The organism is Acidimicrobiia bacterium, assembly GCA_029210695.1.
Taxonomy (GTDB): domain Bacteria; phylum Actinomycetota; class Acidimicrobiia; order Spongiisociales; family JAHEDJ01; genus JAHEDJ01.
The window spans coordinates 1-23,745 of sequence record JARGFH010000011.1 but is presented as its reverse complement, the minus strand read 5'-3'; the positions used below and the strand labels follow the sequence as shown (position 1 = coordinate 23,745).

Below are 23,745 nucleotides of genomic sequence, written 5' to 3'. Positions count from 1 at the left end.
TCGCGGGTCGCGGGTCGCGGAACCCTACCCGTCGTTCACGATTCGTCTGGATGCAGTGTTGTGGCGCCCGATAGCCGGCTCTAATTCCAGGGTCGTCAGACGCCCGCCATCGACGATTCTCCGGCCGTGCACGAAGGAGAAGTCAACCGTCTGAGGCTGGCAAAGCACGAGGGCGGCGACGGGATCGTGGAGGGACCCTGCGTAGCCCAATCGACTCAGATCAAAGGCGATCACGTCTGCCGCCTTGCCGGTCTCCAGCTCGCCGATGTCGTCACGGCCCAGTACCGCCGCTCCACCCTTCGTCGCCATCTCGAGGGCACTCCGCGCAGGCAGAAGCGGCCCTCCTCCGAGGGTCGGAGAAGCTGCCAGGCGACTCAGAAGCAATGCCTGGCGCGCCTCGGCCAGTAGGTGTGATCCGTCATTCGATGCCGAACCATCGACACCGAGCCCGATGCGCACGCCTGCCTCTAGATAGGACCGGGCAGGGGCGATACCGGATGCGAGCCGCATATTGGAGCTCGGGCAGTGGGCAACTCCGGTTCCAGTTGAAGCCATCCACTCGACACCGGGTCGGTCGATATGCACCCCATGGGCGAACCACACATCTGTGCCTACCCACCCAACGCTCTCCGCGTATGCCAGCGGCGGCAAACCGAACGCGGTCAGGCAGAACTGCTCCTCGTCGACCGTCTCTGCCAGGTGTGTGTGCAGGTGCACCCCGTATTGACGGGCCAGGTCGGCCGACTCCCGCATCCCGGCGGTTGTGACCGAGAACGGCGAGCAGGGAGCCACCACGATGCGCACCATCGAGCCGGGAGCCGGATCGTGGTAGGTCTCGATCAACCGCCGGGTGTCTGTGAGGATGGCGTCCTCGGTTTCAACAACAGAATCGGGTGGAAGCCCGCCCTTGCTCTCTCCCAGACTCATCGAGCCGCGTGAGGCATGGAGGCGGATACCGACAGTTTCCGCAGCTTCGATCTCATCGTCGAGGCGGGCGTCGTTCGGGAACAAGTAGAGATGGTCGAAGGCGGTTGTGCACCCGGAGAGCGCCAACTCCGCAAGCCCTATCTGTGCAGACACGAAGATATCCGCGGCCGTCATGCGAGCCCAAATCGGATACAGAGTCTTCAGCCAGTCGAACAGGCCGGCATCCTGAGCAGCCGGTACTGCCCTGGTGAGTGTTTGATACAAGTGGTGATGGGTGTTGACCAGACCCGGGAGGACAACATGATGGCGGGCATCGAGAACCTCATCCGCTGTGGATGGGAGTTCGTCCGTCGGTCCGACAAGTTCAATCCACCCATCTCTGGCAAAGAGGCCGCCATCGGGGATCTCCCTGCGTTGTTCATCCATGGTCACCAGAACGGAAGCATTGCGAACGAGGAGCGTGCTCATGCTCTCGACGCTAGTGGCCGGTGGCGTCGCCCGCAGCGGCGACCGTAATCTGTGGACTACGACGCGGATAGTCTGTTGCCCATGAGGAGAAAGGGGCGTCGTGAGTGAGTTCGTGAGAGAACTGCCCAAGGCCGAGTTGCATCTTCACATCGAAGGGACTCTCGAGCCGTCGATGCTGCTTTCGTTGTCGGCGAGGAACCATGTGCCGCTCCGCTACTCGAGCGTTGACGAGATCGAGGAAGCGTTTCAATTCACGAACCTCCAGTCGTTTCTGGACGTCTACTACGAAGCGGCCAGGACCTTGCTCACCCGCCGGGACTTCTTCGATCTCACCTCCGCCTATCTCGAGCGGGCCGCGGCCGACGGCGTCGTGCACGCGGAGATCTTCTTCGATCCGCAAACCCACACCGAGCGGGGCGTGCCTCTGGATGCCGTCATCGGCGGGATTGCCGACGCGCTGGCGGCCGGCCGTGCCGAGCTCGGATTGTCTTCCGGCCTCATCCTGTGTTTCCTTCGTCACCTGCCTGCCGGACGGGCGATGGACACACTCGAAGCCGCACTGCCGTTCAGGGAGCAGCTGCTGGGTGTTGGGCTCGACTCTTCAGAAGTCGGCAATCCGCCCGGTGCTTTCGCCGGCGTTTTCGCGGCTGCCCGGGATGAGGGCCTCCGGCTCGTTGCCCACGCAGGCGAAGAGGGTCCCCCCGAGTACGTGTGGGAGGCGCTCGACGTGCTGGGAGCGGAGCGTATCGACCACGGCAATCGGGCACTCGAAGACCCTGAGCTGGTCGCACGTCTGGTTACAGAGCAGGTTCCACTCACCGTCTGTCCCTACTCGAACGTGAAGCTGGCGGTGGTGGATCGCCTCGAGGATCATCCCCTCAGGAGGATGATCGATCTCGGGCTCAATGTGTCGATCAATAGTGACGATCCGTCGTACTTCGGTGGCTACATCGGAGACAACTATGAAGGAACGAAGGCTGCGCTGCGATTCAGCGACGACGAGATGGCCGAAATTGCCCGCAACTCGCTCCTTGCGTCGTTTGTGCCGGACGACGAGAAGCAGGCACTGATCGCCGACCTCGATGAGTTCCTGAGCCATCGCCCCTGAGCATCAACAGTTGCTGCAAACACCTAAAGAACCTAGAGCTCAGAACCTAGAACTCCTTTTTGCCGACCAGCGCTTCAGCTCCGTTGGACCCTATGATCACCCTATGGCTCACGATTACGACGTCTTGATCATCGGGAGTGGGTTCGGCGGCAGTGTCTCCGCCATGCGCCTCACCGAGAAGGGCTACCGGGTCGGCGTGCTCGAGGCAGGGAAGCGATGGACCGCCGCCACGCTCCCGAAGACCAACTGGGACGCCCGGCGCTTCTACTGGTTCCCGAGACTCGGCTTGCGGGGTATTCAACGGATTTCTCTGCTCAAGGATGTGATGATTCTCTCCGGCGCAGGGGTCGGCGGGGGATCGCTGGTGTGGGCCAATGTCTGCTACCGCCCGCATGAAGCGTTCTATTCGGATCCCCAATGGGGCGCGGTTACGGATTGGAAAGACGAGCTGGCGCCGTTCTACGACCAGGCGGAGCGGATGCTTGGTGTCGAGGAAAACCCGACGGAAACCAACGCCGATCGAGTTATGAAAGAAGTGGCCGCCCACTTCGGAGTCGAGGATACGTTTCAGCCGACGCCGGTCGCCGTCTACTTCGGCGAGAAGAACGTCGAGGTGCCCGACCCGTATTTCGGTGGTGAGGGTCCCAGTCGCACCGGGTGCAAGCAGTGCGGTGGATGCATGGTCGGGTGTCGTTTTCACGCAAAGAACACACTCCCGAGCAACTACCTGTATATGGCCGAAGCACACGGGGCGGACATTCATCCGCAGCATCAAGTGACAAACGTTGTTCCGATAGAGGGCGGCGGATACCTGGTTTCGACTGAAAAGCCCGGTGCCTGGTTCAACAAGAGACCGAAGAAGTACACCGCCACCCATGTCGTGTTTTCTGCGGGAGCCCTTGGGACCTCGAAGTTGCTGCTCAGGTTGAAGGAGGGCTCGCTCCCTGGACTCTCCGACCGGCTTGGCTACCAGTTCCGGACCAACAGCGAGGCGATTCTGGGAGCATCTGCGTCCGACTCGATGGTCGACTATAGCGAGGGCGTGGCGATCACGTCCTCGATTCACCCGGAACCACACACACATGTCGAACCGGTGCGATATCCGGTTGGGAGCAACTCGATGGGTCTTCTGACCACGATTCTGGTTGATGGCGGAGGAAGGGTGCCGCGCTGGTTACGATTCCTGGGAGCCGCGGCCACCAGCCCTCTCAAGCTGATTCGGGCGATGAACCTGCGTCATTGGTCGGAGCGGACGGTGATCCTCCTGGTCATGCAAAGCCTGGACAACAGCCTGCGCCTCTTCCGAAAGAACGGCCGTTTCACGACAGCTCCGGACCAGGGTCGGCCGACTCCGACCTACATCCCCATCGCCAACGAAGCGGCGAGGGTGGCAGCCGAGGCGATGGGCGGAGAACCGGGCAGCAGCCTCAATGAAGCCCTATTAGACATACCTTTGACGGCTCACATCCTGGGCGGAGCGCCCGTTGGAGCGACGGCGGCGGAGGGTGTGATAGATCCCTACCACCGGGTGTTCGGTTATGAGGGCCTGCACGTCGTCGATGGAGCAGCTATCGGCGCCAACCTCGGCGTGAATCCATCCCTCTCGATTACCGCCATGGCGGAACGCGCAGTGGCGCTTTGGCCCAACAAGGGCGATGTCGACTCCCGGCCCGAACTCGGCCAACCTTACGAAAGGATCGAACCGGTTACGCCCGCCGCGCCGATCGTTCCCGGGTCGGCCGCAGGCGCCATTCGGTGGGCGGAGTCGGCTACTTGATGAAGCGGATCGTCACCGGGTACCGGTAGAACTCGCCGTTCGAAGCTTTCATGGTGCCCACGATCACCAGGACGAACCAGGCGATGGCAACGACCGGTAGCAGGATGAATCCGATCCGTACAAAGAGCAGCAAGAACGCCACGATCCCATACAGCAGGAACGAGAGGTTGAAGTTCACCGCCTCTTTCCCATGGGCATCGATCGTCGGTGACGAGTCCTTCTTCATCAACCAGACCACGAGTGGTCCGATAACCGGCGGGATACCGACCAATGAAACGAACGCCGAGATGTGGGCGGCGATCGTCCAGGTGCGCTCTTCGCTCGTCGGCATGGCGCCGGCTGCGAAGACGGCAGGGGCGTCCTGACCTGCCGGTGGCGGGGGAGGGATGAACGGGGGAGGTTCGGGGGTGGCGGTTGCGCCTTGCGGCGGGAGCGGGGGAAGTACCTCGGGTTGGGCGCCGTCATCTAGATCCGGGACCGCGACATCGGTCGGAACCGGCATGCCGCAGGCCAGGCAGAAGTCGTATCCCTCGGTGAGTTCGGCTTTGCAGTTCGTGCAGGTTGCCATGGCCTCTCTCGCTCCTCGTCGAATTCCTTGCACAATACACCGGCCGGGGATCAGGCATGGGGTATCGGGCGTCACGGAGCGGGCGGTCCTTGCCGGTTGCCTATTGCGTGTCCGTCCGTTGGCGTTATTCCCTTGACGGCGGCGCCCGTCTTCGATATGTTGACGGGACGTACAGGAAGCAGAGTTTGATGAACACCTGGTCGTTCCACAACGCAATGAAGCTGCTCGGAGGCATTCCGACGGTTTCGGACGCGCGCGGGCGGCCACTCGTTCTCTGATGTAGGACCATTCCAACTTCAACGAGCAAGACCGTCGGGCACCAAGCAGGCGGTTTTTTCTTTTGGAAGGAAGCATCAAGATGAACGAGATTTACGAACGAGGGTTATGCGTCGATGGGGGACAACAGGATCTGTTCTTCAGCGAGCGGCCGGACGAATTGAATGCGGCACAAGCCATATGCTTCCGATGTACGGTGCGCATCGAGTGCTTAGAAGCCGCCCTGGAAAACAACGAGGACTGGGGCGTCTGGGGCGGCGTCATCTTCTGGGACGGTGAGCCGTTCTATCGGAAGCGGACCAGAGGACGGCCCCGCAAAGCCGATGTCGAGCTGCCACTCGAAGCGACTCGAAACGATTTGTGGGAGCTGGTCCGGCCCGCATGATCCTCTCGACCAATCGGTCCGGACGCCCGGCGCCCGGACCGACCCGCGTTCGGGTCAGCGAGCGAGCAGGTGGCGGAGGCTGCCGGGAGCGGAGGGATGGCGCAGCTTGGCGAGCGCCTTCGCCTCGATCTGGCGGATTCGCTCACGGGTGAGTCCGAAGTGCTTGCCGACTTCGTCGAGAGTCTGGGGGATCCCGGAGTCCAGTCCGTAGCGCATCGAAAGAACGGTGCGCTCGCGGTCGTTCAGCTTCCCCAACACTCGCTCGAGATCGGCGCGACCAAACCCGGCCGCTACCAGGTCGAAGGGAGTGGTTGCGTCGAGATCTTCAATGAAGTCACCCAGCACTGCGTCGTCCTCGCCGACCGGCTCAAAAAGGGAGACAGGTTCGGGAGCGACTTTCTGTGCCTCGCGCACCCGGTCGGGGGTCAGGCCCGACTCCTCGGCGATCTCCTCGGCGGTGGGAATTCGGCCCAGCATCTTGAACAGGTGATTCTCCGTGGTACGCACCTGGCCGATCGTGTCCATCATGTGCACCGGCACCCTGATGGTTCTGCCCTTGTCGGCGATCGCCCGTGTGATGGCCTGGCGGATCCACCAGGTTGCGTAGGTCGAGAACTTGAAGCCCTTGCGGTACTCGAATTTCTCCACTGCGCGGATCAAGCCCAGGTTTCCTTCCTGGATGAGGTCGAGAAACGGCAGATCGGTCTTGGCGTATCGCTTGGCAATCGAAACGACGAGGCGCAGGTTGGAGTTGATGAACTGACGTCTGGCCTCCACTCCCCGTTTGGCGAGGATCTGGAGTTTTGCTCGCTCCGTCGCGTTCAGTTCGGGTTGCAGAAGGGCATCGGTGGCTCGGTTCCCACGCTCGATCCGCTTGGCCAGATCGACTTCATCATCGGCGCTGAGCAGCTGGTATTTGCCGATCTCGTCGAGGTATTGCCGGACGGCATCCTCGCGGGCGTCGGTTTCGGATGTCTTCCGTCGTGAGGTGGGTTGAGCCATTGGCGCGGATGGTAGAGGCATGGGACGACGGAATAGGGGATCTCCGGGTGGAGGGTTGGCAGTCGATCAGTTCGGCATGGATGGAAGCCGGTAGGCGAAGCGGCGGCGGCTGAGAAGCAGTGCCCGCCGGAGCGAGTCTCCTGGGGTTAACAAGCCATACCGGTGCCGTCGGATCTGAAGGTGGTTCATGTTGCGCCTCCACCTATGTGACGTCATGGAGACGTCGCGAGTTCCCCGCCGTGCCGGATTCAATGGGCGAGCTGTCGGTACCAACTCCACGATTCTCCTGAGTCGGGCCGTCAGATAATCCTTCTGAAGTCTGGGGTGGCTGCTAGGTTGCGTAGGTCTGAGAGGGGACAACAACATATGGTGTTCCGACGCCGCGGCCGAGGTCTTGCCCGTGCTCAAGCGATCAGCCGGGAGGTTGCCCCCCTACCGTCAGGGGAATCGCCTTGCGAGCAAGCCGGCGTATTGTCTCGACTCACCCGCTCCGAAGAGGCGACCGCGCTGGTGGAGTACGGACTGATGATCGGCTTGATCGCACTCGTCGGCGTGGTATCACTGGCGATGTTTGGGGATGCCCTCATAGTGCTCTTCTCGGAAATCGGAGTCGGGAACGGCAGCGTATGGCGAGGTTCTATCCACTAGCGTCGCCTGCGTACATCGCCTCGCACGCCGCACCCGCCAATGCGACCCCACGCCGGGAATCGTTCTCGACGCCAGTTCCCGGGGGCGAACAAGCCATACCGGTGCCGTCGGATCTGAAGGTGGTTGATGTTGTGCCTCCACCCATGTGACGTCACGGGGACCATTGAGTCCTCCTCGCAGGCAGCCCCGACTTCGCCAACGAGCAGATAGAACCCGTGGCATTTCCCGGGGGGCACCACGCATCTCCGACGATTCATGGCTCGTATCAGCGCTGCGATTCAGGGGTGTTGGAGTGGTTGCGGGCGCAACTGGCTGATGCACCGTCCGTACTCGTCCCCCGCTACAAGGGGCTTTCGGCTCTTGTGCCTGAAGGGCGCATTGTCGACTCTGTGTTCAGAGTTGGGACGAAGGCGGTTTAGATGCAATCCACGCTGATCATTGCCGGAGTCGCATTTGGGGGAGCGGCAATAGTCGGTGGCGGTCTCGTTGCTTTCAAAGTCGAGATCCCACTGGTTGATTCGCTTCCTCGCCAGATCCTGCTCGGAGTGTTTGGAGCTGTCCTTCTCATCGCCGGATTCGTGACTGACCGCGGTGGTGAAGAGAACAATGAGCCGATTGCGAGTGACACAACCGTCGATTCGCCGGCGGTGACTTCGACAGCCCTCGGTGCCCCGACGACAAAGGTAGAACCATCAACCACCGTCACCAGGGCACCGACCACCGTTCCCGGGGAACCAGAGTTGGAGTGGATGCTGATAATCGATGGAGGGGGCAGGCTCGGGGTGACCGTGCCTGGTGACTGGTCGGTCGAAGTAACTGAAGACACCATATGGGCTTCGCCAGAGATCGAGGAGTGGATGTCGGCAACGATTGGAGAAGGGCCGGCGAACCATGACGGCTACTACCTTCATCGAGTGATGCAGCCGGTGACGGGTAGCTTCGAAGAGATCGCCGAGATGTACCTGGATGAGATGCCGGTTCCCACTCAGTGCGCCTTTGCCTACGGGGATGTCGAGAGGCCGGGGTCCGGGTATTTCACATACCGCGTGTATGAATGCACTCCCGGCGGATCTTTCGTGAACGAGGTGGAAATCGGCATTACCCCGCCGTGGGTGACATTCGAGTCTTCTCGCTATCTCGATGATGCCACTCGAGAAGACATCTTCACTCTGATTTGGCAGTCGTTCCGTTCCTACTGACCGCCCGGTTAGGTCGAAGGCAGCTCGACCGGGATGAGGGTTGGTCGGCGAGACACATCCCGCATTCAGCATGATCCGAGTTGAGTCCTTCAACCACCAAGGCCGGGACGCTGTCGAGAGGGTTGGCGGGATTCGGGCTTCCGCTGCTTTCAGGAGAGGGAGCGGACCCCTATCATCCTTCCTCAACCGGACGCTTAGCTCAGTTGGGAGAGCGCCTGCCTTACAAGCAGGAGGTCGGCGGTTCGAGCCCGTCAGCGTCCACGCGGACCGGCCCTTCGGGCCGGTCCGTTCGAGTTTCACCCTTCGGGCGAAACTCGGCTCGCCTTGTGGGGCCGGTCCGTTCGAGATTTCACCCTTCGGGCGAAACTCGGCTCGCCTTGTGGGGCCGGTCCGTTCGAGATTTCACCCTTCGGGCGAAACTCGGCTCGCCTTGTGGGGCCGGTCCGTTCGGGACTTCACCCTTCGGGCGAAACTCGGCTCGCCTTGTGGGGCCGGTCCGTTCGGGATTTCACCCTTCGGGCGAAACTCGGCTCGCCTTGTGGGGCCGGTCCGTTCGGGATTTCACCCTTCGGCCACCTTTCGCGCGGAGCCAATTGCCAATTGCCAATTGCCCGGCTCCCACGGCCCACGGCCCACGGCCCACGGCCTACCGCCTATCGCCACGGCTCAACCCATTAGCCTTCACACCATGCCTTCCGTGCTGTTGCTTCATTGGGACTGGTCCGAGGTCATCGACCTGGCCACCGAACTTCAACACGAGGGCTGGGACGTGATCACAGAATCCGACGACGGTGTCCGGGCTGTACAGACGGCGCTCGACCACCCTCCGATCGCAGTCGCTATTTCATTGCGGGTGGCGCCCAAACACGGAAGAGATGTCGCCCTTGCGCTCGGCGAGCAAACGGGCGGACGTGGAATTCCGGTTGTGTTCTTCGACGGTGACGAGCGAGCTCGAAAGACGGTCAACAAGGCGGTTGATGGCGCCACGATCGTGGCCTGGGCCGAGCTCCCGGCCGCCCTGGCACGGTTGGCCGCCGGACGGCCGGAGTAGGTTCAAAGAGTGGACAGCACGGGCGCAATGATCATGGCCTTCGTCGTGGCGGCAGGCCTCGGCGCCGTGGTCGGACTCGAACGGCAGACGTCGCACCGGAGTGATCCCGACGACTATGCCGGTGCTCGTACGTTCGCCCTCTACGCCGCGCTAGGGGCGCTTGGTGGATTCGCGGCCGACGAGTACGGCCCCCTTGCCTGGCTGTTCTGGGCCTCGGCGGCGCTAGCCCTGGTGATCGCCTCGTATGTGTTCGCGTTTCGCGAGACGGGCGACTGGGGGACGACCACCGAAGCTGCGGCGATCGTCACGTTTGGCGTCGGTGCGCTGGTCTGGGCCGATCGAGTGGTGGTTGCCGTGGCCCTGGTGGTTGGAACAATCGCTTTGCTTCGAGCCAAGGACCCCATCCACGCGCTCGGTCGGAGGTTCTCGGACGAAGATGTGAGAGCGGCGGTTCAGTTCGGAGTGATCTCGGCAATCATCCTTCCGCTTTTGCCGGATGAGTCATACGGTCCGTTGGCCGCCTTCAACCCGCGTGAGATATGGCTGATGGTCGTGCTCGTCTCGGCGGTTGGGCTCGCCGGGTACATAGGACTTCGGGTCAAGGGGAGTGGAGGTCTCGTGTTCACCGGCCTGGTCGGGGGACTCATCTCATCAACCGCAGTCACTCTCGGGTTTTCCCGGATGTCTCGCCGGCATCCCGAACTCCGCCACTCGCTGGAAGCGGGCATCCTCGGCGCGTCGGGTCTCATGTACTTCCGTGTCCTGGCACTCGCTCTCGTGGTTGCTCCGGCGCTGGCGGAAGTGTTGGCTGTGCCGCTGGTCGGTCTGGGCGTCGTTGTCCTGGCCGCCGGGGCAGTGGCATGGATCAGGGCCAACCGGGGGACGCCGCCGGGAGATGCCTTCGAGTTGCGGAACCCGCTCTCGCTCCCCGTTGCCCTTCAGTTCGGCGCGCTCTACGCGGCGGTGGTGTTCGTCGCCAAATTGCTTCTCGACCAGTTTTCGGCCGCCGCGCTCAACGTGGTGGGAGCCCTGTCTGGGATAAACGACGTCGACGCCATCAACCTATCCATGGCCAATCTCGTGAATGACGGATTGAGCGCCACCGACGGCGCCCGCGCGGTTCTGATCGCAGTCGCCGTGAATACAGCCGTCAAGGCAATGATGGTGGCCGGAATCGGGGATCGTAAGCAGCTCAGAGCAGTCGTCGCCGTGCTCAGCCTGGCTGCCGCGGCGGCTGTTCTTGCCTGGTCGGTGGTGTAGGCGGGCTCGTTGGCGCCGGGGGGTACTATTCCGCCGATGCGCGTGCAAGACCTCCTTTCGTCCCTGGTACCGGCCGGCAAGGCCGCCGCCTGGGATCCGGTCGGGGTCCAGATCGGAGACCCGGCTGCGGACGTCCAAAGTGTGGCCGTTTGCCACGAGGTCACGGAAGCTGTCGTTGCGGCGGTTATTGAGCGCCCTCCCGATCTGCTCGTCACCTATCACCCGTTGCTATTTCATCCGACGACGGCGCTGGTCGCCGGTCGATCAGCCGCCGGCCGGGCACTCCGACTGGCGCGAGCCGGGGTCAACCTGGCCGTCGTGCACACAGCATTCGACGTTGCGGCCGGAGGTGCTGCCGATGCCCTTGCCGCCACGGCCGGAATCGAGTCACCGGACGGGTTCGGCCGAATCGACGGACCGGACGCCGTCAAGGTCGTAACGTTCGTTCCGCCCGATTACGTCGAGCAGGTGTATGCGGCAATGTCGACCGCCGGAGGTGGCTCCATCGGACGCTACTCAGGATGCTCGTTCCGGAGCGAAGGCGTTGGCACCTTCTTGCCAGACGAAGCGGCCCGTCCCGCGGTCGGTTCGCACGGAGAACTCAGTCGTGAGTCCGAGATCCGGCTCGAGATGGTCGCCCCTGAATCCCGCATTGAGGCAGTGGTAGCAGCGCTGGCTGCCGTTCATCCCTACGAGGAACCAGCGTATGACATCTTCAAGACTCGCTCCAATGGGGGCTTCGTTGGCCGCTTCGGGCGGCGGGCCGGGCCCATTCGGCTGGGAGCGTTGGCACGGGAGCTAGAACAGAGCCTGCCGGCGACGGCCGTCCGCGTGGCCGGCGACATGGACTCCGAGGTTACGGTGGTAGCCGTCGTCCCGGGATCGGGAGGCGACCTCACCGCCGCCGCAGCATCAGTCTGCGCGGCGGTCATCGTGACCGGCGATGTGAGTCACCACCAGACCGTCCAGGCGCTCGATCGGGGTCTCTTCGTCATCGATGCCGGACATGCCCCGACCGAGCGTCCAGGCATGCGACAGCTGTACGCTGCAGTAGCCGGACTCGGAGTAACGGCGCGCGATCTCACGAATCTGAACACCGACCCATGGGGACGTTGATGAAAGAAATGCAGAGTTTCGGTGATTTGCTCGATCTGCAGGACGTCGACCTCGATATCGATCGGCTGCTGCACAACCGGGGAGCCCTACCGGTCCTCGAAGAATACCGGGCTGCTCACAAGGCGAGCGGGGTCGCGCGCAGCCATCTCACCGCGCTCGAAGCGGAACTCAAGGACGCGTCTCGCGATCTGGACAAGGCCGAAGGCGAGCTGGAGATTCTCGAGGAGAAGCTGCAGCGCGAGGAGCAGCGCCTGTTCGCCGGAGGTATGAGCGCCAGGGAGACGGAGAACATGCGAAACGAGGTCATCTCTCTTCGCTCGAAACAGAGTCAGATGGAAGATCTCGTGCTCGCACTCATCGACACTCGAGAGGGTCTGGACGAGCGAGCCGCGGCGGCTCGCTCCGACCTGGAGGAGCGGACGACCGCGGAGGCGCATCTCGAGGCCCAGGTTGCCGCCGAGTGGAAGAAGATCGATGCCGAGCTGGCCAGACGCGAAGGGCGCAAGGCGGAGATCGTGCCGCTGATCCCGCCCGACCTTCTGACGACGTACGAGCGCCTCCGCAACACCAAGGAGGGCGTCGCCATCGGCCGCTTGATCGACGGAGTGTGTGGGGGATGCCATCTAACCCTCTCGACGGCAGAACAGATCGAAGTCGCGGCAGATGATCCACCTCTTTGTCTGCATTGCCGTCGGCTCCTCGTCCTATGAGCAGGCGATTCGTTCTCTATACCGACGGTGCCTCACGAGGCAACCCAGGACCTTCCTCGATCGGAGCGGCGATCTACTTCGACGGTCCCGATGGTCTCGAAGAAGTGGCCAGTATCAGCGAACCGATCGGTCACACGACCAACAACGTCGCCGAATACAAGGCAGTTGTGGCCGGGCTCGAGCTCGTCGGTAGTTTCGAGCCAACCGAGGTTCTGGTTCGTGCCGACTCCCAACTCCTGGTCCGGCAACTCGGCGGCCAGTACCGGGTCAAGGCGCCGAATTTGAAACCGCTCTACGGCGAAGTCTGCAGGCTGGTCGACGAGCTACCGGTGGTCCAATTCGAGCATGTGCGAAGAGAGGCGAACACTCGCGCAGATGCGCTGGCCAATGAGGCGCTCGATCGGTTGTGATCTTCTGGCACGTCGGCGGGACGGTTCTCGCCTTTCGCTACGTCTTTCGTGATCCAAACGTCGATCTGCGTTTCCTGGCGCTCGGCGCGATCCTGCCCGACCTCATCGACAAACCAATTGGCACGATCCTGTTTGCAGACACGTTCGAATCGGGCCAGATCTTCGGGCATTCGCTGCTGTTCTCATCGATGCTGATGGTCATGGTGCTCCTGTTCACCGGTCGGGGAGTTCGGCGTCGGAGGCTGATGGCGCTGGCCATCGGCTCGTTGTTTCATCTGGTGCTCGACGGAATGTGGACGGTGAAAGAGACCTTTTTGTGGCCCGCCTTCGGGTGGGGATTTCCGCCGGGACCCGAAGCATATTGGGGGTCTTTGCTCGAGCGTCTCGCCGCAAATCCATGGATCCTCATGCAGGAGGCGCTCGGGATCATCTACCTGGTGTACCTGTGGCGAAAGGCGGATCTCGGAAAGGCCGAACGCCGGTCAGAACTCTTGACGGTCGGGACCATTCACGCCTGAGTGCTGCGGGTCTTGCGAACCATGCGGATCGAGACGACAACCAGCAATGCGACGAAGAGCCGCCGCAGGAGCTCCGGGGCCATCTCCAGAGCCAGGCCGGCTCCCAGCAGACCCCCGCCGATGCCGCCGACTGCGACCGGAATCGCCAGGCGCCAATCCACTCTGCCGTGCCGGGCGTGCCTGATAGAGGCGATAAGCGTGGTCGGAACGATGGCGGCGAGCGAGGTCCCCTGGGCGAGATGTTGCTCGAATCCGAACAGCACGACCAGGGCAGGCACAAACACGACACCACCACCGACGCCGAGCAACGCCGCCACTGTTCCGGCCAAGAGTCCCGTGAGGATGAGGAGAAGTGCGCTCATCAAACCGCCTCGTTCGAATACCGCTTGTGCGGCGACGTCGGACAGCATCAGGAGCCTCACGCCCGTGAACACCGTGATGGCAACGAAGGCCCTGGCCAGCGTGACTTCGTTGACGCGTCCCATCAGGCCTGCACCAAACACGGCACCCACGCTGGCCCCGATCAGAAGGAGTCCTGCCGTCGTCAAGTCGAGTTCGTCCTGAAGCGTAAACGGAAGCAATGAGGCGGACGCGGTGGCCACGATGGCGGCCAGCGAGGTTGCGTGAGCGCGATGCTGGGCGAGTTTGAAAGCGAACACGAGGCCGGGGACTGCCACGAGGCCGCCGCCCACGCCAAATAGGCCGCCGGTGAGCCCGGCCACGATACCGATTAGTGCTGCGATGAGCGTTGTACGCAACGTGAACCCTTGTGGCGAGAGGTGCAGTGTAGAGCCACCCGGGGTGCCGCTAGGGTGTCGCTCCGTGAAGCATTCCGTCGCCATTGTCCTCGCTCTGATCGTGGGTATTGCTGCCTGTGGGTCGGGTGGTGACGTCTCGACGACGTCCGTCGTCGACCGGGTTCTTCCCGGGCGACCGGACCTGGCGGTGGACCAGATGGTGGCGGCTCTGATGCTGGGGGATGTCGAGGTGATCCGGCAGCTGACTTCCGACCGGCAGCTCGCCATCATCGTTGCTCTCGAGGGTGGCGGTACGGAGGAACTGGCGGCCATGCTCGAGAGTGGGGTGCCGGACGATGTCGCCGTCAACTTCTGGACATCGTTCGTGGGAGGCTTTCCGGATCTGGTTGGTGAGTCCATCGAGGATATGGATTTCGGAACCTCGGTTCCGCAACGGGTGCAAGGCGTTGAGTTTGTGTCGTTTCCCGTGGCATTCGGCACGGAGACGGCAGGCACGGAGTGGTTTACCCGCTCGACTGCGATCGGCTGGGAGATCGATCTTCTCGCCACATTCGGCGGGCCGTTCGCATCGGCTCTCGAGTCGCTCGTGCGCCGAACGACGGACCCGGTCGTGCTCGGGGCCATCCGCGGTGAGCGCGCCAGCTTCGAGGCGGCCTACCAGCGCCACGCAGATCTCGGATCGAACGTCCGGGTGCAGGCGGCTCTGATGAGCTTGCTCGACCTGCTCTCGAGCTAGCGCTCTTCTGCCTCTGCTGCGAAGTCGGCGGCTTCGACCTCTGCCGCAAACCCGTCGAGGTCGGCGACCGTCGGTTCACGTCCCCAGACCTGGAACCCGTCGAGGAGATCTGCGTACTTCTCCCGTTGTTCGTCGGTCACGACAACGCGAATCGGGATTTCGAGCGGTACCAGTTCCTTGTACTTCTGTAGGACCTCCCGGATGACCGGGTCATCGAGATTGAACTGGAAGACGACGCCGTGGGCGTCCTCGAGATGCTCGCAATGTGCGCCCTCCAGGACCGGACAGGGGTGCTGTTCGCCGGGGCCGTGGCAAACGGAGGTCGAGTGGCCGGTCGTGCCGATGAAACCCTCCGCGAATGCTCCGTAGCCCGGATCGCGAACGTCGATCAGGATCTCGCCCTTGTCCTTCATCGTGTGTCTCCTCGGTCGTGCCAACAGATTACCAAGTACCGGCTACTGGGCACGCCCCGGCGGAGGAGCGGAGCCATCAGGCCCTTCGCAACTCTGGCAGGACCTCTTTGCCGAGCAGTGCGATCAGCCCTTCCTGGTCGCCCGAGGCCATCTGCAAGGTCACGACGTCTGCGCCGATGTCATCGACCAGCGGCCGGTAGACGTCGATGATCGCGGCCGGCTCATACGCCAGTGCATAACGCCCCACCACCTCGGTGCGGGGGAGTAGATCGGCCCGCCGGCGGAGGTCGGCCGGATCGACGGCTTCCAATCGTCCCGGTGCCCGCAAGCCGCGCCAGGGACGGAGAACGTCCCACGCTTCATCGGCATCGCGAGCGTGGAGCGCCCAGCGGGTGGCGATTACCGTCTTTCCTTCGCCGGCGGCGTTGAGAGGGTCGATCACCTTCCGGCGAGTCTCGTCAGGGTCCTTGACCGATGTGATGACCCCGTCGGAGAGCTCGGCGGCAAGGGCGGCAGACTTGGGACCTCCCGCCGCCAGGTAGATGGGAACCCGATGCAGCGGAGGGCTGTACAGCTTTGCCCGGTCGGTCCTGTAGAAGTCGCCGTCGAATGTGAGTTTCTCGCCATCGAGCAACCGGCGCATGATCTGCAGCGCTTCTCGCATTCGGGCGGCGCGCTCGGCGTATGCCGGAAACTTGTAGCCCAGCGGTCCTTCGTTGAGGTTCTCGCCGGTGCCGACGCCGAGATTGAAGCGACCACCGGATAGCCGGTCGAGCGTCGCGGCTGCTTGTGCGACTATCGCCGGGTGGAAACGAAAGAGGGGAGTGGTGACCGCCGTGGTGAACGCGATCCGCTCGGTTGCTGCGGCCATGGCCCCGATTGTCGAGAACGCAAAACCGGCCGCCGCGTCGTCATCGACCCAGGGGTGAAAGTGCTCAGACACCATGACCATGTCGAAGCCCGCCTCTTCGGCAAGGCGGGCGTGCTTGACGAGGACCTCGGGTTGCCACTGCTCATGGCCACAGAAGTAGGCGAAGCGGGTCATTTGTGTCTCCTTCGGCGCCGGGATGGCCGATGCGCTCCAATACACGGTAGCCGAGCACGTAGGTTGCCGGCCGCCCCGTTCAACATCCGTCGCACAAAGCCCCACCTGTCAATTAGAGTCGCTTGAAAACCAACAATATAGACAGAGCTCAAGAATGAGTTGACTTGACGACCATGTTCGAATATGATCGAACAAGATAGCAAATGACGAACATGACAACGACACCGCAGCCGAAGATCAGAGATCTCACCCGCCCCACCCAGGGTCTGGTAGTGGAGGTCGCATCACATCCGGCCACCGATCTGCTCCTCACCCTGATGGCGTTCGGTTGGGAAGACTTGACGGACTACGACCTCGGTCAGGAGTGGTTCAATGACATCCGATCGATGATCGGCGACGAGACGCGAAAGGCGATTGAAGCGACGACGCTCAATCATTCCAAGATCTGGGCTGGTTTCTTCCAACTCGTCAACGCCGGGCCATACGGCGAATCGGTCGATGAGTTCCTCGATCGGCTCGACGCAACCGAGGCTTCGGAGATTCGCAGGTCGCTCGTTGAGCATCTAGTCGATCGCGATCTCGTGGATTCTGCGACGATCGAGTCGGCAGCACTCGGCGATGAAGAAGCGATTGCTGCCATTGTGGAGTGCTGCAAGGAACTCGAGGAACTGGGCGATGACCTGAAGGTCCTGTTCCGCAAGGATATCGAACACGCCAAGCGGGATTTGGTTGGAGCGCTCAGAGGCTTCCACGCTGAGGCATTTGCGCCGGTTGAAGCGCGATTCGCCGGGTCGCTCGAACGTGATGCCAGGGCAAAGCAAGCAATGGTGGCCACGATGTCACCGGAGCGGGTCATTGAGGAAGCAACCAACGGCATCACAGTCGATCCCGGATCCGGCGTGCGTTCCGTGCTGCTCATCCCCACCGTCGTACTGCGGCCGTGGGTCCTGATTCTCGAGCACCGTGAGACCAGGATCTTCGTGTATCCGGTCGCCGACGAACACATGACGACCGATCCCGACGCTCCGTCGCCGTGGATCATCAAGACCTACAAGGCCCTGTCCGACGAGAAGCGGATCCGCGTACTGCGCCGATTGGCGACCGGTCCGGCCAGTTTTCAGGAGTTGGTAGAGCATCTCGATGTGGCCAAGTCGACCGCGCACCACCACCTGCGAGTGCTGCGGTCGGCTCGCCTCGTGCGAGTGACGATTGGAGCCGACCAGGAGTACAGCTTGCGTCGCGGCGTCATCGGCGAAGCAGCGAAGGCATTAGAGGAATTCGTTGAGGCGGGAGCCTCACGGCGAGGAGGAGAGGACGACTGATGTATCCCATGAACGATGACTTTGGACGGGCCCGGATTGAGCAATACGAGCGCATGATCGCCAACTCCCCGCCACGGGGCCGCGGACGACCGCACAACCTCCGTGCCGCGGTGGGCAGAGCCCTGGTCGCAACGGGTTCGAGAATGATCTATGGAGAAGGCCGCGTGCGGGTGAGCTGAGTGACCACCGCGGGGTCACGATCCTCCATGACAATCCACCCGCCTGAGAGGGGCAAGCACCGAGAGGTTGCTTGCCCCTCTTCTCTGCCGTATCAGCTAAGAGGCACTCAAATTGGCTTGACGCAGTCCGGGCTGTTGTTCTGCACCCGGTTCACGAGCTTCGAGACGGGATGCAGCTCCAGTTCAGATTCCGGTTGAAGGAGGTGTGAGATCTCCTCGGGGTCGCGGAGATCCCGATCGAGCCAGGCATCCCACAACGAGGAGGCGAGTATCACCGGCATGCGGTCGTGTAGGGCAGCGACCGCTCCTACGGATTTCGTCGTGACGATGGCGGCCGTCGAGATCTCTCGTCCGGTCTCCGGATCGGTCCAGCGCGACCAGATCCCTGCCAGCGCCAGCATTTCCCCATCGACCGCATGGATGAAGAACGGCTGTTTGCCGTCGGGGCCACTCTGCCACTCATAGAAGCCGTCTGCAGGAATCAGGCACCGGCGGCGGGTGAAGGCGTCCCGAAAGGCTGGTTTGGCGGCTACCGATTCCGCCCGGGCGTTGATGTGGAGTGGCCCCTTCTCCTTCGACCACCATGGGATCAATCCCCAGCGGAATTCGCCGAGAAGACGTCTGCCCCGGTGCTCGGCCACCCCGTAGATCAGGTCGGTCGGGGCGACGTTATAGCTGGCCCCGAGATCTCCGGCGATCACTTCGTCGACGGCGAAGAATCGTGCAATCGCGTCGGGGTCGGGAGTGACGACGTAGCGTCCACACATGACCGAACGATAGCCCTGCGGGCGGCGATACGTTACAGTAGCTATATCGCAGGGGGACCATCCGGCAGCTACGTGGCTCGCCCGGTTTCCCTGTTGCGCACACCCGATGAGGAGGGCGACGTGGCAGTGACCGCAACGATCTCAACGAGAGAACGAATACTGGCGACCGCAGCAGAACTGTTCGCGAGACGCGGCTATTCGACTGCATCGCTGCAGGACGTCGCCGATCGCCTTGGTATCACCAAGGCCGCCCTCTACTACCACTTCGACTCGAAGGATGACATTCTGCTCACCGTGTTGCACCCGTATTTCGAGGCCGCCGATGCATTCCTCTCCGCGGAAGCCGTTCGGGGTCCACACGAGCTGTTGACGTCGTACATGGACCTGCTGTTGGAGCATCGCACCGCCCTGGACGTGATCGCCTTCGACCGCAGCGTGCTGAATCATCCAGAGATCGGTGAAATCGCTCATCGTCAGACTATGCGGTTGCAGGAACTCCTCGTCGGCTCCCCGCACACAATGGAGCGTGAGGTGGCCGCGGCTGCCGCGCTCGGGGCCGTACGTTCGGCCACCGCGCTGGTGAAGAACTCGAGCGAACCGATCGTGCGGTCTGCAGTTCTGCAAGCGGCGCTCGCCGCCCTCGACACGGGCGTTCGACCGTGACGTGATCGGCTCTGGCAACGATATCGGCTGACGGCTAGTTTCGGCTCTATGAGCAACATACCTTCAGACATCGAAATAGCTCGTTCCGCCCGATACCGGCCCATCGACGAGGTAGCAGCCGACATGGGCATACCTCCCGAATCGGTCGAACACTGGGGCCGCAACGTTGCCAAGATCTCCCTGGATGCTGCTGCCAAGATGGGACCACCCTCCGGCAAGTATGTTCTGGTCACTGCCACGACGCCGACGCCGCTCGGTGAAGGGAAGACCACCGTTTCCGTTGGCCTTGCCGAAGGCTTCAAACACATCAATCGGACGAGTGTTGTGACACTCCGGCAGCCGTCACAGGGACCGACGTTCGGTATCAAGGGTGGTGCGGCCGGTGGGGGGTATTCACAAATCATCCCGATGGAGTCGCTCAACCTCCATCTAACGGGCGACTTCCACGCTGTTACCGCTGCCAACAATCTGCTGGCTGCCATGGCCGACAACCATCTCTTCCAGGGAAACGAACTCGGCATCGAGGTTCGCAACCTGACCTGGCGCCGGGTACTCGACGTCAACGACCGGGCCCTTCGGAATGTCATCATCGGTCTCGGGACCAGCGCGGACGGAATACCCCGGCAAGCGGGTTTCGATATCACATCGGCCAGTGAGGTGATGGCGGTCCTCGGTCTCGCTTCTGATCTCAAGGACCTCCGCGCTCGGCTAGGAAGACTCGTTGTGGGGTTTGATCGCCATCGCCGGGCCGTTACAGCCGAGGACATCCAGGCGGCCGGTGCAATGGCCGTGCTTCTCAAGGATGCATTAAACCCGAACCTGCTCCAGACGCTGGAGGGAACTCCGGCACTTATCCATACCGGGCCGTTCGCGAATATCGCCCACGGCAACTCGTCGATCGTGGCCGACCGCATCGCCATGCGTGGCGGTGATTACGTCATTACTGAAGCGGGTTTCGGCGCTGATATCGGAGCCGAGAAGTTTTTCAACATCAAGTGCCGGATCTCGGGCATGGAACCCGATGCGGCCGTCCTGGTCACCACCGTGAAGGCATTGAAAGTGCAGTCCGGTAATCACAGCATCCGGCTCAGCCACACGCTTCCACCCGAGTTGTTCGAGGAGAACCCCGCTGAGGTGACCGCCGGAGCGATCAACCTTCGTCATCACATCAAGATCATTCGCAGGCATGGGGTGGTCCCGGTCGTCGCGATCAACGTGTTCCCAACCGACCACCCATCGGAACACGATGCGGTGGCCCGGGTGTGCGACGAAGAAGGGGTGCGCTGGGCTCTCGCTCGGCCGTACTCAGACGGTGGCGAGGGCATGGTCGAGCTCGCCCGGCAGGTAGAGGATGCCTGCCTGGAAGTCTCACAGTTCCAGTTGCTCTACCCCGATGAGGCGTCTCTGGAAGAGAAGATCGAGGCGATCGCAACGGAGGTGTACGGCGCCGACGGGGTCATCCTCGACCTTTCTGCTCGGCGGCAAATCAATCGAGCGGAGGACCAGGGGTGGGGTTCGATGCCCATCTGTATGGCCAAGACCCACCTTTCGCTGAGCCACAACTCCAAGCTCACGGGGGCACCGACGGGATGGAGTCTCCCGATTCGTGAAGTGCGTGCCTCTGTCGGTGCTGGCTTCATCCTTCCACTGGCCGGCGATATCCGAACGATGCCGGGTCTCGGAGTCCGACCGGCCGCGCACGGGATCGATATCGATGATGAGGGGAACATCATCGGGCTCAGCTGACAGGTATTGTCGCTAAGGAGCCGGCGGTTTAGTGCCGATAGAGTCTCGAGCCCTTCACCCTCGGCGATGAAGGTGCGCGCCTAGCCGTGGAGCAGAGGTGGACAACTCCGTAGACAGCATCGAGCGCGAGTTCACTTTGCGCCAGGAAGAAGCCGAGCGTCTATTCCGAATTTCGGCGCGAGTCAACGCGGGCGTGAGCGTCGAGGACATCCTCAATACCGTCTTCGAGGAGTTCCGTCCGATCCTTCCATACGATCGGATGGAGTACACCCACGTCGAGGCTGAAGGGCGACGGTTGAGAACGGCCTGGGTGCGCACCACCTACGAACCGGTGCTGCTCAGAGTCGGACATATAGTTGAGCCTGCGACGCCGATCGGAGAGATTCTGGACCCGGGGCTGGCTCCATTCCTCGAGAACGACGTCGAGACCTATGCCCTTCGGAGGCCGGGCGGCCATCCGGCCAGCTACCTCGCAGCAGAAGGTATCCGGGCGGTGATGAGTGTCCCGATGGTGGTCGACGACGAGGTAATCGGCATGCTGTTCATCGCCAGTCGCTCCCAGACGTTCGGAGATCGTCAAGTGCAGCTGATTCGCTACGTGGGTTCACAGATCGCCGGAGCGATCGCGCAGAGCCGGTTGAGGGAGGTGCTCGAGGAGCGTAATGACGAACTCGAACTGGTTCATCGGCAACGGAGTGCGTTCATCGCCGCCATCAGTCACGAACTCCGCAACCCGCTCACCTCTGTGGTCGGTCTCTCCGCCACCCTGCGCGATTCGATCGGGAAACTCGCAACGGACGAGGCCCAGGAACTGGCGGGGATACTGGCTAGGGAGAGCATCGAAGTTGCCGGCATCGTGGATGACCTTCTGACGGTTGCGCGCCAGGATGCCGGGCACCTGGAAGTAGAACCGGTTGCCATCGACCTGCGAACCGAGGTCGATCAGATCGTCGAGGTCTGGCAGGGGCCCGGTCACTCGCTCGACGTCGCCGGCGTATCCGCACCCGCTTACGCGGATCCACTACGTGTTCGGCAAATCCTTCGCAATCTGGTTTCCAATGCATTCAAATATGGCGGCGAGCACATCGCGATCGAGGTGGGTTCCGGCGTCGATTTCGCCACCGTCGAGGTTTCCGACGATGGCCCGGGCGTTCCAGAAGCAGATCGCGAGAGGATATTCGAGGTCTACGGTACCGCCGCCTCGTCCAGTCGACGGGGGGAGGCGGTCGGCCTGGGTCTTGCCGTTGCCCGTCAGCTGGCCGAGGCGATGGCGGGGGATCTGTCTTATCGGTTCGAGGGCGGGTTGAGCAGGTTCCTGCTGCGGCTCCCTACCAGCGGCTAGGGGAGTGAGTCTGCCTGTAAGCCGGATTCTGTTCTCCAGCTTCGTCGCGGGAGGCGGAGTTCACCGGGGGTGAACTCCGACCTCTTCGACGAAGTCGAAGAGGCGGGCAGCGGCTGGGGGATCACCTCGAGACCCCGTGCGGGGCCTCGAGGTGTTGTGAGTCTGCCTGTAAGCCGGATTCTGTTCTCCAGCCTCGTCGCGGGAGGCGGAGTTCACCGGGGGTGAACTCCAACCTCTTCGACGAAGTCGAAGAGGCGACCATCCATCTGGGGCCGGCGTTGCCGCGCGACCTCGGTGCGGCCTACCTGGGATGAGGCACTCGCCGAAACGAGCGCCGGGCGGGCAGCCCAGCATCCCTGCTTGGCCTTGCTCCGGGTGGGGTTTGCCGAGCCATCCCGGTCTCCCGGGATGCTGGTGGTCTCTTACACCACCGTTTCACCCTTGCCGGTTGGTGATGGCACCAACTTAGGCGGTCTGTTCTCTGTGGCACTTTCCGTCGGCTCACGCCGCCTGGGGGTTACCCAGCACCCTGCCCTGTGGAGTCCGGACTTTCCTCCAACGTATCCCCGAGGGTCTACGCAGGCGGTCACCCGGCAGGCTCACCAGCGAAGCGTACAACGAAACTAGATGCTCCGTTGTTCCCCTCACCGGCGGCCCGCAAATGCGCCCGCCGAGCGGCCGAGCGCGGCGGCGAGGATCACCAGGATGATGATCGTTGGAACGGGCGCCGGGCTGCCCGAGGAGATACTCACGGTTCCTACGATCACAGCCATCAATAGTCCGGCCAGCATGCCGTGCGAGGCTGCCGGCTTCGCCAGTCGACCGGCTGCGTATCCGGAGGCGATGAACCCGACGATCACCCCCACCATGAGCGCCGGATCCTCTGGTGTGTCGATATTGGTGAGCAGCAGAAGGCCCCATGCCGGCAAGCTCACGAGCGCGGCCACGAGAACGCCGCCCGCGGCCCCCATGATGATGGCTCCGATGCTGAGTGATCTCACCCGCTGCAATCCGTGGTTTCTGGCGCCGGAGAGATGCGACGGGTCGTTCTAGGTGGCTGCCGAAAAAGTGGCTTTCGGTGAGGTTGGTTGGCGGCGGGCCAGTCGTGGGTGATGCCGGAGACCATCTTGCGGGGGGGTTGGTGATGGTGGCGGGCGGTGCGTGGGACAGGGGGAGTTCAGGCTGGTTGCGGTTTTCCCGGTTCGTCGAGCAGCGCGAAGAGCCGCTTCGTGTTCAACAGGCCGGCGGTGACGCGTTGTTGGAGGAGCACTTTGCGGGCGCTTCGGAATTGAGCGGGGTGTAGGGGTTCCCGGTTGATTAGGAGGGCTCTGCCAATCTGATGGTTACTACG

The 23,745-nt window shown here is 62.6% G+C and carries 24 protein-coding genes, 1 tRNA gene and 1 other RNA gene; 17 read left to right on the top strand and 9 right to left on the bottom strand.

Going from position 1 to position 23,745, the window contains the following annotated elements; all coding sequences use genetic code 11:
• Positions 1–24 precede the first annotated feature (24 nt).
• Positions 25–1,395: an 8-oxoguanine deaminase gene (locus tag P1T08_05455; GenBank protein MDF1595527.1), complete on the bottom strand. Its 1,371-nt coding sequence runs from the start codon at positions 1,393–1,395 to the stop codon at positions 25–27.
• Positions 1,396–1,495: 100 nt separating this feature from the next.
• On the opposite strand from P1T08_05455, the gene P1T08_05450 reads away from it, so the two are divergent.
• Positions 1,496–2,503, top strand: coding sequence for an adenosine deaminase (locus P1T08_05450; protein ID MDF1595526.1), 1,008 nt, complete (start codon positions 1,496–1,498; stop codon positions 2,501–2,503).
• Positions 2,504–2,606: 103 nt separating this feature from the next.
• Complete coding sequence (locus P1T08_05445; GenBank protein ID MDF1595525.1) at positions 2,607–4,280, top strand: GMC family oxidoreductase; 1,674 nt, start codon at positions 2,607–2,609, stop codon at positions 4,278–4,280.
• On the opposite strand, the gene P1T08_05440 is transcribed toward P1T08_05445, so the two are convergent.
• Entirely contained in the window at positions 4,273–4,848 is a 576-nt protein-coding gene (locus P1T08_05440) for a DUF4870 domain-containing protein (protein ID MDF1595524.1), read from the bottom strand. The genes P1T08_05445 and P1T08_05440 overlap by 8 nt on opposite strands.
• Positions 4,849–5,206: 358 nt before the next feature.
• Here P1T08_05440 and P1T08_05435 point away from each other — a divergent pair, with 358 nt between their 5' ends.
• On the top strand, positions 5,207–5,509 hold the full coding sequence (locus tag P1T08_05435; GenBank protein ID MDF1595523.1) for a WhiB family transcriptional regulator: 303 nt from the start codon (positions 5,207–5,209) through the stop codon (positions 5,507–5,509).
• A gap of 54 nt (positions 5,510–5,563) precedes the next feature.
• Here the strand turns inward: P1T08_05435 and P1T08_05430 are convergent, their stop codons facing one another.
• Positions 5,564–6,511: a sigma-70 family RNA polymerase sigma factor gene (locus P1T08_05430; GenBank protein MDF1595522.1), complete on the bottom strand. Its 948-nt coding sequence runs from the start codon at positions 6,509–6,511 to the stop codon at positions 5,564–5,566.
• Between the two features lie 471 nt (positions 6,512–6,982).
• On the opposite strand from P1T08_05430, the gene P1T08_05425 reads away from it, so the two are divergent.
• The 9 genes from P1T08_05425 (at position 6,983) to P1T08_05385 (ending at position 13,423) form a co-directional block, all read left to right on the top strand.
• Complete coding sequence (locus P1T08_05425; GenBank protein MDF1595521.1) at positions 6,983–7,159, top strand: Flp family type IVb pilin; 177 nt, start codon at positions 6,983–6,985, stop codon at positions 7,157–7,159.
• Between the two features lie 419 nt (positions 7,160–7,578).
• Positions 7,579–8,358: a hypothetical protein gene (locus P1T08_05420; protein MDF1595520.1), complete on the top strand. Its 780-nt coding sequence runs from the start codon at positions 7,579–7,581 to the stop codon at positions 8,356–8,358.
• A gap of 188 nt (positions 8,359–8,546) precedes the next feature.
• Positions 8,547–8,619: transfer RNA gene (locus tag P1T08_05415), tRNA-Val, on the top strand.
• Between the two features lie 427 nt (positions 8,620–9,046).
• Positions 9,047–9,409, top strand: coding sequence for a hypothetical protein (locus P1T08_05410; protein ID MDF1595519.1), 363 nt, complete (start codon positions 9,047–9,049; stop codon positions 9,407–9,409).
• Between the two features lie 9 nt (positions 9,410–9,418).
• Positions 9,419–10,669, top strand: coding sequence for an MgtC/SapB family protein (locus P1T08_05405; GenBank protein ID MDF1595518.1), 1,251 nt, complete (start codon positions 9,419–9,421; stop codon positions 10,667–10,669).
• Positions 10,670–10,705: 36 nt separating this feature from the next.
• Positions 10,706–11,785 (top strand): Nif3-like dinuclear metal center hexameric protein, encoded by a 1,080-nt coding sequence (locus tag P1T08_05400; GenBank protein MDF1595517.1) that lies wholly within the window; start codon positions 10,706–10,708, stop codon positions 11,783–11,785.
• Positions 11,785–12,495 carry a hypothetical protein gene (locus P1T08_05395; GenBank protein ID MDF1595516.1) on the top strand — a complete coding sequence of 237 codons (711 nt, stop codon included), beginning with the start codon at positions 11,785–11,787 and terminating at the stop codon, positions 12,493–12,495. The genes P1T08_05400 and P1T08_05395 overlap by 1 nt, the downstream gene beginning before the upstream one ends.
• Positions 12,492–12,905 carry a ribonuclease HI family protein gene (locus tag P1T08_05390; GenBank protein ID MDF1595515.1) on the top strand — a complete coding sequence of 138 codons (414 nt, stop codon included), beginning with the start codon at positions 12,492–12,494 and terminating at the stop codon, positions 12,903–12,905. The genes P1T08_05395 and P1T08_05390 overlap by 4 nt, the downstream gene beginning before the upstream one ends.
• Positions 12,902–13,423: a metal-dependent hydrolase gene (locus P1T08_05385; protein ID MDF1595514.1), complete on the top strand. Its 522-nt coding sequence runs from the start codon at positions 12,902–12,904 to the stop codon at positions 13,421–13,423. The genes P1T08_05390 and P1T08_05385 overlap by 4 nt, the downstream gene beginning before the upstream one ends.
• Here the strand turns inward: P1T08_05385 and P1T08_05380 are convergent.
• A complete protein-coding gene (locus P1T08_05380; GenBank protein ID MDF1595513.1) occupies positions 13,414–14,181 on the bottom strand; it encodes a sulfite exporter TauE/SafE family protein in 768 nt (255 codons plus the stop codon). The two genes, P1T08_05385 and P1T08_05380, sit on opposite strands and share 10 nt — an antisense overlap.
• 64 nt (positions 14,182–14,245) lie before the next feature.
• Between P1T08_05380 and P1T08_05375 the strand changes: the two genes are divergently transcribed.
• Positions 14,246–14,917: a hypothetical protein gene (locus P1T08_05375; protein MDF1595512.1), complete on the top strand. Its 672-nt coding sequence runs from the start codon at positions 14,246–14,248 to the stop codon at positions 14,915–14,917.
• Here the strand turns inward: P1T08_05375 and P1T08_05370 are convergent.
• Both P1T08_05370 and P1T08_05365 read right to left on the bottom strand, forming a co-directional pair.
• The gene (locus P1T08_05370; GenBank protein MDF1595511.1) at positions 14,914–15,330 is read right to left on the bottom strand and encodes a hypothetical protein; all 417 of its coding nucleotides are present in this window, start codon (positions 15,328–15,330) and stop codon (positions 14,914–14,916) included. The genes P1T08_05375 and P1T08_05370 overlap by 4 nt on opposite strands.
• Positions 15,331–15,406: 76 nt before the next feature.
• Entirely contained in the window at positions 15,407–16,375 is a 969-nt protein-coding gene (locus P1T08_05365; GenBank protein MDF1595510.1) for a TIGR03557 family F420-dependent LLM class oxidoreductase, read from the bottom strand.
• A gap of 212 nt (positions 16,376–16,587) precedes the next feature.
• On the opposite strand from P1T08_05365, the gene P1T08_05360 reads away from it, so the two are divergent.
• Entirely contained in the window at positions 16,588–17,697 is a 1,110-nt protein-coding gene (locus P1T08_05360) for a metalloregulator ArsR/SmtB family transcription factor (GenBank protein MDF1595509.1), read from the top strand.
• Positions 17,698–17,983: 286 nt separating this feature from the next.
• Here the strand turns inward: P1T08_05360 and P1T08_05355 are convergent, their stop codons facing one another.
• Complete coding sequence (locus P1T08_05355; GenBank protein MDF1595508.1) at positions 17,984–18,643, bottom strand: SOS response-associated peptidase; 660 nt, start codon at positions 18,641–18,643, stop codon at positions 17,984–17,986.
• Between the two features lie 120 nt (positions 18,644–18,763).
• Here P1T08_05355 and P1T08_05350 point away from each other — a divergent pair, with 120 nt between their 5' ends.
• From P1T08_05350 to P1T08_05340, 3 genes are all read left to right on the top strand, one after another.
• On the top strand, positions 18,764–19,306 hold the full coding sequence (locus tag P1T08_05350; GenBank protein MDF1595507.1) for a helix-turn-helix domain containing protein: 543 nt from the start codon (positions 18,764–18,766) through the stop codon (positions 19,304–19,306).
• 48 nt (positions 19,307–19,354) lie between these two features.
• Positions 19,355–21,052, top strand: coding sequence for a formate--tetrahydrofolate ligase (locus P1T08_05345; protein MDF1595506.1), 1,698 nt, complete (start codon positions 19,355–19,357; stop codon positions 21,050–21,052).
• A gap of 97 nt (positions 21,053–21,149) precedes the next feature.
• The gene (locus P1T08_05340; GenBank protein MDF1595505.1) at positions 21,150–22,394 is read left to right on the top strand and encodes a GAF domain-containing sensor histidine kinase; all 1,245 of its coding nucleotides are present in this window, start codon (positions 21,150–21,152) and stop codon (positions 22,392–22,394) included.
• Between the two features lie 153 nt (positions 22,395–22,547).
• On the opposite strand, the gene rnpB is transcribed toward P1T08_05340, so the two are convergent.
• Positions 22,548–22,996: RNase P RNA component class A (gene rnpB / locus P1T08_05335), an RNA gene on the bottom strand.
• A 42-nt stretch (positions 22,997–23,038) separates the two neighbouring features.
• Positions 23,039–23,395, bottom strand: a complete 357-nt coding sequence (locus P1T08_05330) for a hypothetical protein (protein ID MDF1595504.1) — start codon at positions 23,393–23,395, stop codon at positions 23,039–23,041.
• Positions 23,396–23,745 lie beyond the last annotated feature (350 nt).